The 15542-nt window shown below is 65.7% G+C and carries 16 protein-coding genes; 10 read left to right on the forward strand and 6 right to left on the reverse strand.

What is annotated here, in order from left to right:
• Window positions 1-4: 4 nt before the first annotated feature.
• From ACAM55_RS02790 to ACAM55_RS02800, 3 genes are read right to left on the reverse strand one after another with little or no spacing between them, the layout of a single operon-like run.
• Window positions 5-1000 (reverse strand): ABC transporter permease, encoded by a 996-nt coding sequence (locus ACAM55_RS02790; protein WP_369654570.1) that lies wholly within the window; start codon window positions 998-1000, stop codon window positions 5-7.
• A complete protein-coding gene (locus ACAM55_RS02795) occupies window positions 997-2616 on the reverse strand; it encodes a sugar ABC transporter ATP-binding protein (RefSeq protein ID WP_369654571.1) in 1620 nt (539 codons plus the stop codon). The genes ACAM55_RS02790 and ACAM55_RS02795 overlap by 4 nt, the downstream gene beginning before the upstream one ends.
• 35 nt (window positions 2617-2651) lie before the next feature.
• Window positions 2652-3608, reverse strand: coding sequence for a sugar ABC transporter substrate-binding protein (locus ACAM55_RS02800; protein ID WP_369654572.1), 957 nt, complete (start codon window positions 3606-3608; stop codon window positions 2652-2654).
• Between the two features lie 203 nt (window positions 3609-3811).
• On the opposite strand from ACAM55_RS02800, the gene ychF reads away from it, so the two are divergent.
• Window positions 3812-4903 (forward strand): redox-regulated ATPase YchF, encoded by a 1092-nt coding sequence (gene ychF / locus ACAM55_RS02805; protein WP_369654573.1) that lies wholly within the window; start codon window positions 3812-3814, stop codon window positions 4901-4903.
• A gap of 10 nt (window positions 4904-4913) precedes the next feature.
• Window positions 4914-5588, forward strand: a complete 675-nt coding sequence (locus tag ACAM55_RS02810; RefSeq protein ID WP_369654574.1) for a glutathione S-transferase — start codon at window positions 4914-4916, stop codon at window positions 5586-5588.
• A 16-nt stretch (window positions 5589-5604) separates the two neighbouring features.
• Here the strand turns inward: ACAM55_RS02810 and ACAM55_RS02815 are convergent, their stop codons facing one another.
• Window positions 5605-6075 carry a YqaA family protein gene (locus ACAM55_RS02815; protein ID WP_369654575.1) on the reverse strand — a complete coding sequence of 157 codons (471 nt, stop codon included), beginning with the start codon at window positions 6073-6075 and terminating at the stop codon, window positions 5605-5607.
• A gap of 181 nt (window positions 6076-6256) precedes the next feature.
• Here ACAM55_RS02815 and dusB point away from each other — a divergent pair, with 181 nt between their 5' ends.
• The 3 genes from dusB to purH are packed head-to-tail and all read left to right on the forward strand — an operon-like array spanning window position 6257 to window position 9199.
• The gene (gene dusB, locus ACAM55_RS02820) at window positions 6257-7315 is read left to right on the forward strand and encodes a tRNA dihydrouridine synthase DusB (protein ID WP_369654576.1); all 1059 of its coding nucleotides are present in this window, start codon (window positions 6257-6259) and stop codon (window positions 7313-7315) included.
• Window positions 7316-7338: 23 nt separating this feature from the next.
• Complete coding sequence (locus ACAM55_RS02825; protein WP_007838304.1) at window positions 7339-7575, forward strand: Fis family transcriptional regulator; 237 nt, start codon at window positions 7339-7341, stop codon at window positions 7573-7575.
• 16 nt (window positions 7576-7591) lie between these two features.
• Window positions 7592-9199, forward strand: a complete 1608-nt coding sequence (purH, locus tag ACAM55_RS02830) for a bifunctional phosphoribosylaminoimidazolecarboxamide formyltransferase/IMP cyclohydrolase (protein ID WP_369654577.1) — start codon at window positions 7592-7594, stop codon at window positions 9197-9199.
• A 25-nt stretch (window positions 9200-9224) separates the two neighbouring features.
• On the opposite strand, the gene hemL is transcribed toward purH, so the two are convergent.
• Window positions 9225-10520 carry a glutamate-1-semialdehyde 2,1-aminomutase gene (gene hemL, locus ACAM55_RS02835; RefSeq protein ID WP_369654578.1) on the reverse strand — a complete coding sequence of 432 codons (1296 nt, stop codon included), beginning with the start codon at window positions 10518-10520 and terminating at the stop codon, window positions 9225-9227.
• Window positions 10520-11482 (reverse strand): hydroxymethylpyrimidine/phosphomethylpyrimidine kinase, encoded by a 963-nt coding sequence (locus tag ACAM55_RS02840; protein WP_369654579.1) that lies wholly within the window; start codon window positions 11480-11482, stop codon window positions 10520-10522. The genes hemL and ACAM55_RS02840 overlap by 1 nt, the downstream gene beginning before the upstream one ends.
• A 111-nt stretch (window positions 11483-11593) precedes the next feature.
• Here ACAM55_RS02840 and ACAM55_RS02845 point away from each other — a divergent pair, with 111 nt between their 5' ends.
• From ACAM55_RS02845 to ACAM55_RS02865, 5 genes are all read left to right on the forward strand, one after another.
• The gene (locus ACAM55_RS02845; protein WP_007838397.1) at window positions 11594-11764 is read left to right on the forward strand and encodes a rubredoxin; all 171 of its coding nucleotides are present in this window, start codon (window positions 11594-11596) and stop codon (window positions 11762-11764) included.
• Between the two features lie 81 nt (window positions 11765-11845).
• The gene (locus tag ACAM55_RS02850) at window positions 11846-12244 is read left to right on the forward strand and encodes a PleD family two-component system response regulator (RefSeq protein WP_028259709.1); all 399 of its coding nucleotides are present in this window, start codon (window positions 11846-11848) and stop codon (window positions 12242-12244) included.
• Window positions 12244-12609: a response regulator gene (locus ACAM55_RS02855; protein ID WP_028259710.1), complete on the forward strand. Its 366-nt coding sequence runs from the start codon at window positions 12244-12246 to the stop codon at window positions 12607-12609. The genes ACAM55_RS02850 and ACAM55_RS02855 overlap by 1 nt, the downstream gene beginning before the upstream one ends.
• A 19-nt stretch (window positions 12610-12628) precedes the next feature.
• Window positions 12629-13162: a chemotaxis protein CheW gene (locus tag ACAM55_RS02860; RefSeq protein WP_369654580.1), complete on the forward strand. Its 534-nt coding sequence runs from the start codon at window positions 12629-12631 to the stop codon at window positions 13160-13162.
• Window positions 13163-13204: 42 nt separating this feature from the next.
• The gene (locus ACAM55_RS02865) at window positions 13205-15529 is read left to right on the forward strand and encodes a methyl-accepting chemotaxis protein (protein ID WP_369654581.1); all 2325 of its coding nucleotides are present in this window, start codon (window positions 13205-13207) and stop codon (window positions 15527-15529) included.
• Window positions 15530-15542: the final 13 nt, after the last annotated feature.

Genomic DNA, 15542 nt, shown 5'->3' on the forward strand with positions numbered 1-15542 from the left:
AGCTTCAGGCCAGGCGGCGATCGGCGCGGCGCTGGCGCAGGGTGTCGATGATCACCGCAACCACGATGACCGCGCCCGTGATGATGCGTTTGCTCGGCTCGCTGGCACCCACCTGCGCGAGCCCGGCCTCGAGCACCGCGATGATGAGCACGCCGAAGAAGGTGTTGACCACCGAGCCGCGCCCGCCCATGAGGCTGGTGCCGCCGATGACCACGGCCGCGATCACCTGCAGCTCGATGCCGACACCAGCATTGGGGTCGGCCGCTTCGAGCCGCGCCGACTGCATCAGTCCCGCCAGCCCGGCCAGGAGGCCCGTGGCCGCAAACACGATGATCCGGATCGGCCGCGGATCGATGCCCGCGAGCCGCATGGCTTCTTCATTGGTGCCGATGCCCACCACGTGCCGGCCGAAGACCGTGCGCGTGAGCACCAGCTGGCCAACGGCCACCAGCACCACCGCGAGCACGAAGGCCGCGGAGATGCCGCCGACCCACGGCGCGGCAAGGCCCGAGATGGCGTCGCCCACGTACTGCGTGCGCGAATCGGTCACCAGGTAGGCGCCGCCGCGCACCGCTTCGAGCATGCCCAGGGAGACGATGAAGCTCGGCAGCCGCCACGCGACCGACACGGCACCCGTGACGGTGCCGCACACCAGCCCCGTGGCAAGTCCCAGCGCGGCAGCCACCGGCACCGAGAGCTTCCACTGGAGGATGGCTGCGGCCGTGACGGCTGCGCTGAGCGCAAGCACCGAGCCCACCGAGAGATCGATGCCCGCGATGATCAGCACGAAGGTCATGCCGACCGCCATCACCGCCAGCGCGGGAATTTCGTTGGCAATCGAGATGAAGGTTTCGCGCGTGAAGAAATATTCGCTCAGCGTGCCGAAGAGCGCGACCATGCCCACGAGCACGACGGTCAGGCCAAGGTAGGTGCCCAGCTGGCCCTTGAGAGCGGAGGGCGGGGCGGATGTCGTGGCAGATGTCGGAGCGACTGCGTTCATGGTGTGTCGGCGGTGGCCGGCTGGGCCGGATTCGAATCGGAAATGGCGGATCCCGCCGTCGGGGTCGCGGCGGCGGCGGCGCGTCCTGCCGCGTCGGTGAATGCGGCGGCGAGCAGCGATTGCTCGCTCCACTGGCCGCGCTCGAACACCGCGACCAGCCGGCCGGCGCTCATCACGCCGATGCGGTCGCACATGGCCATCAGCTCGCGCAGGTCGCTCGACACCATCAGCAGCGCCTTGCCGGCGTCGGTCATGCGGTCGAGTTCGGCATAGAGATCGGCGCGCGCGCCGACGTCCACGCCGCGCGTGGGCTCGTCGAGCAGCAGCACCTTGCATTCGCGGTGCAGCCAGCGCGCGAACACCACCTTCTGCTGGTTGCCGCCGCTCAATGTGGCCACCGGCTGCTCGATGCTGCGAGAGCGGATGCGCAGCAGTTCCACCAGGCGCCGCGCAATGCCGCGCTCCCTGGCGCGCTGCAGCCAGCCCGCGCGCGAAATGGCGCCCAGGTCGCTCAGCGTGGCATTGACGCGGATCGATTGCGTGAGCAGCAGCCCTTGCGACTTGCGGTCTTCGGTCACCAGGCCGATGCCCGCGCGGATCGCCTGCATCGGCGAGCGCCAGCCCTTGCGGGCGCGCTGCACCGGCTCCGCATTGGATGTGCCGTCGTAAAGAAGAATTTCACCGCGGTCGGCGCGGTCGGCACCGAACAGCAGCCGCACCAGTTCGGTCCGGCCGGAGCCGACCAGGCCTGCGAGGCCCATGACTTCGCCCGCGCGCAGGTCGATGTCGACGTCACGCACGACCTGTGCGCGGCCGATGCCGCGCGCGCTCAGCAGCACCGGTCCGGCCACGCGGCGGTCGCGCCCTTCGTGCTCGTGCACCGCACGGCCCACCATGCGCTGCACCAGCTCGGATTCGCGCACGCCGGCCATGGCGCGCACGTCCACCAGGCGCCCGTCGCGCAGCACCGCCACGCGGTCCGCGATGCGCTGCAGCTCTTCGAGGCGGTGCGACACATAGACGATGGCCACGCCGCGCGCCTTCAGCAGTTCGATCTGCTCGAACAGATGCGAGGTTTCGCGCGGCGTGAGCATGGCGGTGGGCTCGTCGAGCACCAGCACGCGCGTGTCGTCCTGCAGGTTGCGCGCGATCTCGACCATCTGCTGCTGGCCGATGCCCAGCCGCGCCACGGGCGTGGCCGGGTCGATGTTCTGCATGCCGATCTTGGCGAGCTGGCGCGCGGCCAGCTCGTGCAATTTGCCGCGGCGGATCCAGCCGGTCTGGTTGGGCAGCCGGTCGAGCAGCAGGTTCTCGGCCACCGACAGCGTGGTGACCAACCCCAGTTCCTGCATGACCATGCGCACGCCCAGGCGTTCGGCATCGCGGCGCGATGCGGGCTGGAACGGTGCGCCGTCGAGCAGCATCTGGCCGCGCGTCGGTTGCACGAGACCGCAGACGATTTTCGACAGCGTGCTCTTGCCGGCCCCGTTCTCGCCCGTGAGCGCGAGCACTTCGCCGGCATTCAGTACAAGAGAAACGTCGTCGAGCACCGGCGCCGCATAGTCCTTGCCGAGCGCGCTCAGCGAGAGCACGGGGACGGCAAGGCCGGCATTCATGGTGTCGGCAGGTGCGTTCAACGTCGGCCTTTTTCTTACTTTGCGGAAGTCTTGGTGACCAGCACCACGTCGGTCTTCACTTCGGCGGGCATGCTCGACTGCGGCTTCTTCTCGGCCAGCGCCTTGAGCGCGGTCTCGATGCCGAACACCGCCTGCTTGGCTGCGAACTGGTCGGCCGTGGCGAGCACGCGGCCGTCATTCAGCATCGGCTTGATGGCACCGATGTTGTCGTAGCCCACCACCAGCACCTTGCCGGTCTTGCCGGCGGCCTTGACCGCCGCGACCGCGCCGAGCGCCATGCTGTCGTTGCCCGCGAGCAGCGCCTTGAGGTCCGGGTGCTCGCGCATCATGCCGGCCGCCACCGTGTTGCCCTTGTCGATTTCCCACTGGCCCGACTGCACGCCCACCACCGTCACGCCGGCGGCCTTCATGGCGTCCTGGTAGCCGAGGGTGCGCTGCTGGGCATTGAAGGTAGTCGACACGCCTTCGATGATGCCGACCTTGTCGCCGGCCTTCAGGCTCTTGGCCAGCTCGTCGCCGACCAGCTTGGCGCCGGCACGGTTGTCGGGGCCGACGAAAGGCACCTGGATGCCCTTTTCCTTCAGTGCGGCCGTGTCGAACTGGTTGTCGATGTTGACCACCAGGATGCCGCGGTCGATCGCGGCCTTGACCACCGGCACCAGCGCCTTCGAATCGGCCGGCGCGATGACCAGCGCGTTGATCTTCTGCGCCATCATTTGCTCGACCATCTTGATCTGGGCCGCCGTGTCGGTCTCGTCCTTGATGCCGTTGGCCACCAGGGTGTACTGCGAGGCGTGCGATTTCTGGTGCGCCTTGGCGCCATCTTCCATCGTGCGGAAGAATTCGTTGGCCAGCGACTTCATGACCAGCGCGACCTTGGGCTTGTCCTGCGCGAGGGCGGGCGAGGCAGCAAGGGCGCCCAGCAGCGTCAGGGCGGCTGCGCTTTGCAGCGTACGGCGGGTGAACTTCATGGGTGTTGTCTCCTGAGGGGTTGAGCGGGTGCGCCGGTCCAAAGCCGGGGTGCCGATGTTAACCAACGAAAACGTTTGCGCAAACGTTTGCTAATCGGGTTTAACCCTGATCCCGGTTCGTCCCCAAAAACGCCGGCCTTTGGAGCGAAACCGCGTCCCGGACCGCCTCCCTTAAAATCGCCGGTTACCCAAGAGGACCCCCCATGAGTTTGCAATGCGGCATCGTCGGCCTGCCCAACGTCGGTAAATCCACCCTTTTCAATGCGTTGACCAAGGCCGGCATCGCAGCGGAGAACTATCCCTTCTGCACCATCGAGCCCAACGTGGGCGTGGTGGAAGTGCCCGATCCGCGGCTCGCGCAGCTCAGCGAGATCGTGAAGCCCGAGCGCGTGGTGCCCGCCATCGTCGAATTCGTCGACATTGCCGGCCTGGTGGCCGGCGCCAGCACGGGCGAAGGCCTGGGCAACAAGTTTCTCGCGCACATCCGCGAAACCGACGCCACGGTGAACGTGGTGCGCTGCTTCGACGACGACAACGTGATCCACGTGGCCGGCAAGGTCGACCCCATCTCCGACATCGAAGTGATCCAGACCGAGCTCTGCCTGGCCGACCTTGCCACGGTCGAGAAGGCATTGCACCGCCACACCAAGGTGGCGCGCTCGGGCGACAAGGATGCGCAAAAGCTCGTCGGGCTGCTCGAGCGCTGCCAGGCCGCGCTGAACGAGAACACGCCGGTGCGCGCGCTCGAGTTCACGAAGGAAGAGTTGCCGCTGGTCAAGTCGTTCACGCTCATCACCGCCAAGCCCGCGATGTTCGTCGGCAACGTGGCGGAAGACGGCTTCGAGAACAACCCGTACCTGGACCGGCTGCGCGAATATGCAGCCAAGCAGGGCGCGCCGGTGGTCGCCATCTGCGCCAAGATCGAAGCCGATCTGGCCGAGATGGACGACGAGGACAAGAAGATGTTCCTCGCCGAAATCGGCCAGGACGAGCCGGGCCTCAACCGCCTGATCCGTGCGGCCTTCAAGCTCTTGGGCCTGCAGACCTACTTCACCGCCGGCGTGAAGGAAGTGCGCGCCTGGACCATCCACATCGGCGACACCGGCCCCCAGGCCGCCGGCGTGATCCACGGCGACTTCGAAAAAGGCTACATCCGTGCCCAGACCATCGCCTTCGAGGACTACATCGCCTTCAAGGGCGAACAGGGTGCGAAGGATGCGGGCAAGATGCGTTCGGAAGGCAAGGAATACGTCGTCAAGGATGGCGACGTGATGAACTTCCTCTTCAGCTCGTAAAGCTCGCCACATGCTCACCGTCCATCACCTCAACAACTCGCGCTCGCAGCGCGTGCTCTGGCTTCTCGAAGAACTCGGGCTGCCCTACGAGATCGTTCACTACCAGCGCGATCCGCAGACCATGTTGGCGCCCGCTTCGCTGCGGGCCGTTCATCCGCTTGGCAAGTCGCCGGTGGTGACGACGGACGACGGTCTTGCGCTGGCGGAATCGGGCGCCGTGATCGAGACGCTGATCGAGCGCCATGGCAATGGCCGGCTGGCGCCCGCGCCGGGCACGCCGGAGGCTGTGCGCTATCGCTACTGGCTGCATTTCGCGGAAGGCTCGGCCATGTCACCGCTGCTGCTCAAGTTGGTGTTCGACAAGATCGAGAACGGCAAGATGCCATTCTTCGCGAAGCCGATCGCCAAGATGATTGCCGGCAAGGCCAAGGCGGCCATCGTCACGCCGAACATCGAGAGCCACCTGAATTTCATGGAGGCCGAACTCGGCAAGGGCGAGTGGTTCGCCGGCAACGAATTCACGGGCGCCGACATCCAGATGAGCTTCCCGGTCGAAGCCGCGCAGGCGCGCGGCGGCCTCGATGCGAAGCGGCCCAGGTTGATGGCATACCTGCAGCGCATCCATGCGCGCCCTGCCTACCAGCGCGCACTGGAACGCGGCGGCCCCTACGGCCTCCTGAGCTGAAGTTGCAGCGGCGGCGTCACGACGGAAACACGTAGAGAAGCGCGACCGTCATGCTGACATAGCGCAGGAACTTCCCGATCGCCATGTAGCCCAGGCATGGCCAGAAGGGCAGCTTGAGCCAGCCCGCCACCGCGCACAGCGGATCGCCCACGATCGGCAGCCAACTCAAAAGACATGCCTTCGGGCCGAGCCGTTCCAGCCAGCCCAATACGCGCACATGATGTTTCGAGTGCGAGTATTTGTCGGCCACCTTGTGCGCGCCGTAGCCCATTCCCCAGTCGACCGCACCGCCCAGCGTGTTGCCCACCGTTGCCACCGCAATGGCCGGCCAGAACATGTCGGGATTGAGCTTGAGCAGACCGAAAAGAATCGGCTCGGAGCCCACCGGCAACAGCGTTGCCGAGACGAAGGCCGCAATGAACAGCGTGGAGAGTCCGTACTGCGGAAGCGCGAGTAGCGCGAGAAGAGCGTCGAGCCAGGCTTGCATAAAGTGAAATGAGTCGACGCAGTATAGGCAGTGCCTTTTCAGATCGCGGTCGGAAAAAGCGCCGTGCACAAGGGTGTTTGCGCCGGTACCCCGGGCGCAAATCGTTTCAGTCGACGAAACGCCGCGTGGCTACAATCGTGCCTCATTTTTCAGCAGCCGAACGCGCGACACCTTCCCTCTCATGACCTTGCAGATCGGCACCCACACGCTGGAAAACCGGCTGTTCGTCGCGCCCATGGCCGGCGTGACGGACCGGCCCTTCCGCATGCTGTGCCGCGCGCTCGGTGCGGGCTACGCGGTCAGCGAGATGGTCACCTCGCGCAAGGAACTCTGGAACACGCTCAAGACATCGCGCCGCGCCAACCACGACGGCGAACCGGGCCCCATTGCGGTGCAGATCGCCGGCACCGATGCGGCCATGATGGCCGAGGCCACGGTCTACAACATCGAGCGCGGCGCGCAGATCATCGACATCAACATGGGTTGCCCGGCCAAGAAGGTCTGCAACAAGTGGGCCGGTTCTGCGCTGATGCGCGACGAGCCCCTGGCGCTGGAGATCGTGCGCGCCGTGGTCGATGCGGCCCGGCCCTTCAACGTGCCGGTCACGCTCAAGATGCGCACCGGCTGGAGCGAAGAGCACCGCAACGCGGTGAAGCTCGCGCGCGATTTCGAATCCGCCGGCGTGCAGATGCTCACCGTGCACGGCCGCACGCGCGAGCAGGGCTACAAGGGCAACGCAGAGTACGACACGATTGCTGCCGTGAAGTCCGCGGTGCGCGTGCCGGTGGTGGCCAACGGCGACATCCGCTCGCCCGAGAAAGCGCGCGACGTGCTCGCGGCCACTGGCGCCGACGCGGTGATGATCGGCCGCGCCGCACAGGGGCGGCCCTGGATCTTTCGCGAGATCTCTCATTTCCTGGATACCGGCACGCACCTTGCACCGCCCTTGGTTGCCGAGGTTCGCCGCCTGCTGCTCGACCACCTGGTGGAGCACTACGCGCTGTACGGAGAGTTCAGCGGCGTGCGCACGGCGCGCAAGCACATCGGCTGGTATGTGCGTACGCTGCCGGACGGGGAAGCCTTTCGCGCACGGATGAACACCATCGAAGACTCGACGGCGCAACTGCGCGCGGTCGGCGATTATTTCGACGGGTTGGCGGACCGCATGGACCGCATGCCCGTGCACCAGGCGGCCGAAGAGCTGTCAGGTGAAGAGGAGGCGGCCTGCGCCGCTGATTGAGAGAGAAGAAGAGAAGAAAAAGCATGAGCAAGAAACACATCGAGGACTGCGTGCGCACCAGTCTGGACAGCTACTTTCGCGATTTGCGCGGCACCGAGCCCGACGGCATGTACGAGATGCTGGTGCGGGTGGTCGAGAAACCCCTGCTCGACGTCGTGATGACGCGCGCCGAGGGCAACCAGTCGAAGGCCGCGCAATGGTTGGGCCTGAATCGCAACACGCTTCGCAAGAAGCTGGTTGAACACAAACTTTTGAAATAACTCCACGGCATATTCCATGGCCCAGACCGCACTCATCTCCGTCTCCGACAAAACCGGCATCCTCGAATTCGCGCAAGCGCTGCATGCGCTGGGCATCAAGCTGCTGTCCACCGGCGGCACCGCCAAGCTGCTGGCCGATGCCGGCTTGCCCGTGACCGAAGTGGCCGACCACACCGGTTTTCCCGAAATGCTCGACGGCCGCGTGAAGACGCTGCATCCCAAGATCCACGGCGGCCTGCTGGCGCGGCGCGACATGCCCGCGCACGTGGCGGCCATCAAGGAACACGGCATCGACACCATCGACCTGCTGGTGGTCAATCTCTATCCCTTCGAAGCGACAGTGGCCAAGGCCGGCTGCACGCTGGAAGACGCCATCGAGAACATCGACATCGGCGGCCCGGCCATGGTGCGCAGCGCCGCCAAGAACTGGAAGGACGTGGGCGTGCTGACCGACGCCTCGCAATACCCCGTGGCGCTGGCCGAGCTCCAGGCCGGCGGCAAGCTCAGCGACAAGACCAAGTTCGCCTTCTCCGTGGCCGCGTTCAACCGCATCGCCGACTACGACGGCGCCATCAGCGACTACCTCTCGGCCATCGACTTCGACGCCAGCATCGGACAGCCTGCGCCCACGCGTGCGCTGTTCCCGGCGCAAAGCAACGGCCGCTTCGTCAAGGTGCAAGACCTGCGCTACGGCGAGAACCCGCACCAGCAGGCCGCGTTCTACCGCGACCTGTATCCGGCGCCCGGTTCGCTCGTCTCCGCCAAGCAGCTGCAGGGCAAGGAACTGAGCTACAACAACATCGCCGATGCCGACGCCGCATGGGAATGCGTGAAGAGCTTCGACGTGCCGGCCTGCGTGATCGTGAAGCACGCCAACCCGTGCGGTGTTGCAGTGGGCAAGGATGCGGCCGAAGCCTATGGCAAGGCCTTCAAGACCGATCCGACCTCGGCCTTCGGCGGCATCATCGCCTTCAATCGCCCGGTGGACCTTGCCACCGCGCAAGCCGTCAACAAGCAGTTCGTCGAAGTGCTGATGGCGCCGGCCTACACACCCGAGGCGCTGGAGGTGTTCCAGGCGACCAAGGCCAAGCTCAACGTGCGCGTGCTCGAGATCGCATTGCCCAAGGGCGGCGCCACAGACTGGGACAACGGCCGCAACGCGATCGACGTCAAGCGCGTCGGCTCCGGCCTCCTGATGCAGACCGCCGACAACCACGAGCTTTCGGCGAGCGACCTCAAGGTGGTCACGAAGAAGCAACCCACGCCCGAGCAGCTGCAGGACCTGCTGTTCGCATGGAAGGTCGCCAAGTACGTCAAGAGCAACGCCATCGTGTTCTGCGCCGGCGGCATGACCATGGGCGTGGGCGCGGGCCAGATGAGTCGCCTCGATTCGGCCCGCATCGCGAGCATCAAGGCCGAGCATGCGGGCCTGTCGCTCAAGGGCACCGCGGTGGCGAGCGATGCCTTCTTCCCGTTCCGCGACGGGCTCGACGTGGTGGTCGATGCCGGCGCGAGCTGCGTCATCCAGCCGGGTGGCTCGATGCGCGACCAGGAAGTGATCGATGCCGCCGACGAGCGCGGCGTGGTCATGGTGCTGTCGGGCGTGCGCCACTTCCGCCACTGACCGTCGCGCCCGCAGGCAATCAGAATCAACGAGGCTGGGAGGCCTTGAAGATCTGCCGTGCCGCTTCGATCGTCGCAGCGATGTCTTCGTCGCTGTGGGCGGCGCTCACGAAGCCTGCTTCATAGAGCGCCGGCGCGATGTACACGCCGCGGTCCAGCAGGCCGTGGAACAGCGCGTTGAACTTCGCGTTGTCGGTGGTCATTACCTTGGCGTAGTTCTGCGGCAACTCGTTCATCAGGAAGAAGCCGAACATGCCGCCCTCGCTGTCGGCGTCGAAGGGTTGCCCTTCGGCCGCGGCGGCGGCCTTGAGGCCGTCGACCAGCGAGCGCGTCTTCTTCGACAGTGCCTCGTAGAAACCGGGGCGCGCAATTTCCTTCAGCGTTGCAAGGCCGCAGGCCGTGGCCACCGGGTTGCCGGAGAGCGTGCCGGCCTGGTAGACCGGGCCGAGCGGCGCGAGCTGTTCCATGATGGCGCGCGGGCCGCCGAAGGCCGCGAGCGGCATGCCGCCGCCGATGACCTTGCCGAGCACGGTGAGGTCGGGCGTGATGCCCAGCACGCCCTGTGCGCCGTGCAGGCCCACGCGAAAGCCGGTCATCACTTCGTCGAACACCAGGAGCGCGCCGTGCTGCGTGCAGAGCGCGCGGCAGCGGGCGGCGAATTCGGGCGTGGCGCGCACGAAGTTCATGTTGCCGGCAATCGCCTCGATCATCAGGCAGGCGATGTCGTTGCCGTGCAGCGCAAAGGCTTCTTCGAGTTGCGCGATGTTGTTGTACTCGAGCACCAGCGTGTGCTGCGTGACCTCCGGCGGCACGCCGGCCGAAGTGGGGTGGCCGAAGGTGGCGAGGCCGGAGCCGGCCTTCACAAGCAGCGCGTCGGCATGGCCGTGGTAGCAGCCCTCGAACTTGATGATGTGCTTGCGGCCGGTGGCACCGCGCGCCAGGCGCAGCGCGCTCATGGCGGCTTCGGTGCCCGAGCTCACGAGCCGCACCATCTCCATCGACGGGACCAGGGCGAGGATGGCTTCGGCCAGCTCGATCTCGCGCTCGGTGGGCGCGCCGTAGGAGAAGCCCTCGAGCACCGCCTTCTGCACCGCCTCGACGACGGCCGGGTGGCCGTGGCCGAGGATCATCGGGCCCCAGGAGCCGATGTAGTCGATGTAGCGCTTGTCGTTGGCATCCCAGAAATAGGCGCCCTCGGCGCGGCGGATGAAGCGCGGCGTGCCGCCTACGGCCTTGAAGGCGCGCACCGGCGAATTGACGCCGCCGGGAATGACGGCGCGGGCGCGCTCGAAAAGAATGTCGTTTTGGTCAGCGTTTGGCATCAATGTCTGGTGTCGTGAGGGGGCAGGGCGAAATCGGGGGCAGCATCGGGGTCTTCGTCGTCGTCTTCATCTTCCGGCTCGGCCCAGAAGAGGCGGTCGGGAAGCACGTGGCCCATGCCGGGCCGGAATCCGGCGTCCAGGCAGCGGTCCATGTAGGCCAGGGCCTCGGTGGTGGCGGCCACCAGGTCGGTGCCGCTCGCGAGCAGGGCTGCCAATGCGGCCGACAGGGTATCGCCGGCTCCGGCAAACACGGCCTCGAGCCGCTCGTACTTCTCGTTGGCAAGCACTGACTGCGGCGAGGCCAGCACGTTGTCGATGAACTGGTCGGGCAGCACCATGCCGGTCACCAGCGTGTAGGGCACGCCGAACTCGCCGGCGGCCTTGGCAATGTCCCGCGCACCGGGCGGACGCTCGCCGCTCCAGTCGGGAAGCAGCCATCGCCAGAGGGTGCTGTGGTTTCCAACCAACACTGTGGTCTGCGGCAGAAGTAACTCCCTGAAAGCATCCAGATAGGGCTCGATCAGGTTCTCGTCCCACCACGAAAGATTGGGCATGTAGGCGACCAGCGGGACCTCCGGGTAGTCGGAGGCGGTCTCGGCGATCGTGCTCAGCGCGTCGGGGCTGCCGACGAAGCCCACCTTGATGAGCTGGACTTCCACGTCTTCCAGGATGGCGCGCGCCTGCTCGGCAATGGCCTCCTCTTCGAAAGCGAAATGGTCGAATATCTCGGCCGTGTCGCGCGCGTAGGCGCCAGTGACCACTGGCAGCATGTGCGCACCCACCGAGGCCATGGCCAGGGCGTCGGCCCCCAGCCCGCCGGCGCCGCTCGGATCGCTGGCATTGAACACCAGCACGCAGGGCGGATTCAGGTCCCGTTCGGCCGCCTCTTCAGCGTCCGGCGGAGGGTCGTTAAGATTGCCCGGTTTGCGGTTGTCGTCTGCGGAATGTAAGTAAATGGTCATACGCGGGCCAAAATCGCCTCAATGGTGGCATAGGCGCGACGTTTACCGCCCGCCAGTGAGATACGCATAGATACACTCGTTGCATTTAATGAACAAGGACTTTAAGCTCCGATGAATACGAAAACTTGGATGTGCCTGATTTGTGGGTGGATCTATGACGAAGCGGTGGGTGTACCGGAAGATGGGATCGCAGCAGGCACGGCCTGGGCGGATGTCCCGATGAACTGGACCTGTCCTGAGTGCGGTGCACGCAAGGAAGACTTCGAAATGGTTGAAATCTGAAGCATGGCATAGGGCTACGCGATCTGCGCCGATGTACGGTGCGGCGGGCATCCAAGTCTCATCTCAGCAGGAGTGTGTGCAATGGGGCCGAATGGATCAGGTTACAAGGTGCTGGTCATCGATGACAGCAATACGATCCGGCGCAGTGCCGAAATATTTCTGAAGCAGGGCGGACACGAGGTTCTCCTTGCGGAGGATGGCTTTGACGCGCTCTCGAAGGTCAACGACCACAAGCCGCATCTGATTTTCTGCGACATCCTCATGCCGCGCCTCGACGGCTACCAGACCTGCGCCATCATCAAGCGCAATGCTCAGTTCTCCAATGTTCCGGTCGTGATGCTTTCCTCGAAAGACGGCGTCTTCGACAAGGCCCGCGGCCGCATGGTCGGATCGCAAGACTACCTGACCAAACCTTTCACCAAAGACCAATTGCTGCAGGCCGTGCAGCAGTTTGGCATCGTTCAACAGGAAGCGCAGTAATGCCCATTCGAAAAATCCTCGTCGTCGACGACTCCAAGACGGAACTGTTGTTCCTGTCCGACCTGCTCCAGAAGAACGGCTTTGCCGTCAAGACTGCCGAGAACGCCGAAGACGCCATGCGCCGTCTCGAAGAGGACCAGCCCGACCTGATCCTCATGGACGTCGTCATGCCCGGCCAGAACGGCTTCCAGCTGACGCGCGCCATCGCCCGCGACCCGCAGTACGCCGCCATTCCGATCATCCTGTGCACGAGCAAGAACCAGGAAACCGACCGCGTCTGGGGCATGCGCCAGGGCGCCCGCGACTACATCGTGAAGCCGGTCAACGCGGCCGAGCTGATGTCCAAGATCAGCGCGCTGGCCTGAACGGAAGACTGCCGAGTCCATGGCAAATCGCGACGCTCTTCGCGCCTTCCAGTCCCGGCTTGCGAGCCGCCTGCAGGCTGCGCGCACCACCGGCGTGGCCGCCACGTGGCTCGCGGTCGAGGCCGGTGAGGGCAAGTACCTCTTTCCACTGGGCCACGCGGGTGAGATCTTCCCCTGGACGCCGCCCCAGCCCGTGCCCTACACGGAACCCTGGTTCCTCGGCGTTGCCAACCTGCGCGGCGGCCTCTATGGCGTGGTGCAGCTGTCGGCATTCGCCTCGGGCACGTCCGATGGCCTGGCCGCCACCGAGGCGGCCCGCATGCAATCGCGGCTCGTTGCCCTCAACGAGCTGCTCGAAGTCAACTGCGCTTTGCTGGTCGATCGACTGGCGGGGTTGCGGGGGGCCGAGGCCTTCACGGCCGCGGAACCTCCGGGCGCAGAAGCACCCGCCTGGCTTGGGCATCTTTTCACCGATGCGGCGGGTGAGCGCTGGCAGGAAATCAACCTGCAGGCGCTCTCGCAGCAACCCCAGTTTTTGAGTATTGGCGCCTAGTGCATCCGCACAGCCAGAAGACAACCACCTGAAGGACCGACCGTGAGCTCGATCGCCGACAAGTTCAAGAAATTACTGCCCGCTCAAAGCGGCAACGACAAGGCCCGCGTCGACGGCTCCGGTTCCACCTTATCGCTCGACGACGTCGACACGGTTCAGGTGCCGGACGAGAAGACTGTCCGCCTGGCCAGGAAACAAGGCCGCACCCCCGCCGAGCCGGTGCCCACCGGCTTTGCCGACGGTGCCACGCCGGTCGGCGAGGCCGCCAACGAGGCCGATGCCGCATCGGCCGAAGCCGCCCAGGCGCAGGCTCCTGCGGGACGAGCGGGCTCCAACCCGGCGCGCCAGCAGCGGATCCTGGCGATCATGCTGGCGGTCGTGGTGCTGCTGCTGTTGCTGGTGGCCGGCTCCGCCATTCTTCGCGCCGAGCGCCTTGCGCAGCAGGTGGCGGCCACTGGCCAGTCGCTGATGCAGTCGCAGCGGCTTGCAAAGTCGATCTCCCAGGCCCTCGTCGGCAGCGCGCCCGCGTTCGTCGAAGTGAAGGACAGCGCCGACGACCTCTCACGTCGCGTGCAGGGCCTGACCAACGGCGACGATGCGCTGCGCCTCGAACGCGTGGGCAACCAGTACGACGAGGACATGGGCAAGATCAATCCGCTGGTCGCCCGTGCCGACGCCAGCGCCAAGGCCGTGCTGGCCCAGCGCCAGATCCTGACGCAGGTGGGCGCCGCCTTGCGCGACATCAACCAGCAGTCGTCCGCGCTGCTCGAAATGACGGAAACCGTGGCATCGCTCAAGATGCAGCAGAACGCCACGCTGCCTGAAATCTCGGCCGCCGGCCAGCTCGTGATGCTGACCCAGCGTATCGGCAAGTCGACCAACGAATTCTTCACGGTCGAAGGCGTGAACCCCGACGCCGTGTTCCTGCTCGGCAAGGACTTGAACACCTTCCAGGAAACCACGCGCGGCCTGCTCGACGGCAATGCGCAACAGCGTTTCCCCGGCTCGAAGGACCCGCAGACCCGCCAGCAGCTCGAAGCCATTCTCAAGACCTACGAGCAGATGCGCACGCAGGCATCCGCCATTCTGGGCAACCTGCAGGGCCTGGTGGCCGCGCGCGAAGCGCAGGCCAGCATCCTGACCGACAGCGAACCGCTGCGCAAATCGCTCGGCGAACTGCAGGACAAGCTGTCCGCCCGCACCGGCCTGGGCGCCGGAACGATCGTGATGCTGTTCGTGCTCTCGCTGGCCGCCCTGGCCCTGGCCGGCGCCATCGGTTTCGTGCAGGTGCGCGAAGGCCGCGAACGTGCCGCCGTCGCCGAACGCGAACGTCTCGCGGCCGAGCAGGCCAGCGACGAGGCCGGCCGCATCAACAACGCCAACCAGGCCGCCATTCTTCGGCTGATGAATGAACTGCAGACAGTGGCCGAAGGCGACCTGACGCAGGAAGCCACCGTGACCGAGGACATCACCGGCGCCATTGCCGACTCGGTGAACTACACGGTGGAAGAACTGCGTTTGCTGGTGGGCAACGTGCAGAACACGGCCACCCGCGTGGCGCAGACGACGTCGCAGGTGGAAAGCACCTCGACCGAACTGCTCGCCGCCTCGACCGAACAGCTGCGCGAGATTCGCGAAACCGGCCAGTCGGTGCTGACCATGGCCGAGCGAATCAACGGCGTGTCCTCGCAAGCGCAAGAGTCCGCCACGGTGGCGCGCCAGTCGCTGCAGGCTGCATCCTCGGGCCTGCAGGCCGTGCAGAACGCCATCGGCGGTATGAACTCCATCCGCGACCAGATCCAGGAAACCTCCAAGCGGATCAAGCGCCTGGGCGAATCCTCGCAGGAGATCGGCGAAATCACCGAGCTGATCTCGGACATTACCGAACAGACGAACGTGCTGGCCCTGAACGCCGCCATCCAGGCCGCATCGGCCGGTGAAGCCGGTCGCGGCTTCTCGGTGGTGGCGGAAGAAGTGCAGCGGCTGGCTGAACGCTCCGCGGACGCCACGCGCCAGATCTCGGCGCTGGTGAAGGCCATTCAGACCGACACGCAGGATGCGGTGGGCGCCATGGAGCGCTCCACGCAGGGTGTGGTCGAGGGCGCCAAGCTGTCCGACAATGCAGGTACCGCGCTGACCGAGATCGACCGCGTGTCGCGCCGCCTTGCAGACCTCATCGAGCAGATTTCGCAATCCGCGTCCCGCGAAGCCGATTCGGCCAACGTGGTGGCTGCCAACATCCAGCACATTTTTGCGGTGACCGAGCAGACCGGAGAAGGTACCCGTACCACGGCCCAGCAGGTGCGCGAACTTTCGCAGATGGCGGAAGAACTGCGCCGCTCGGTCGCCCGATTCAAGATTGCCTGACAAAAGATAAGAA

Origin of the sequence: Variovorax sp. V213, assembly GCF_041154455.1 — a bacterium.
Classification (GTDB): domain Bacteria; phylum Pseudomonadota; class Gammaproteobacteria; order Burkholderiales; family Burkholderiaceae_C; genus Variovorax.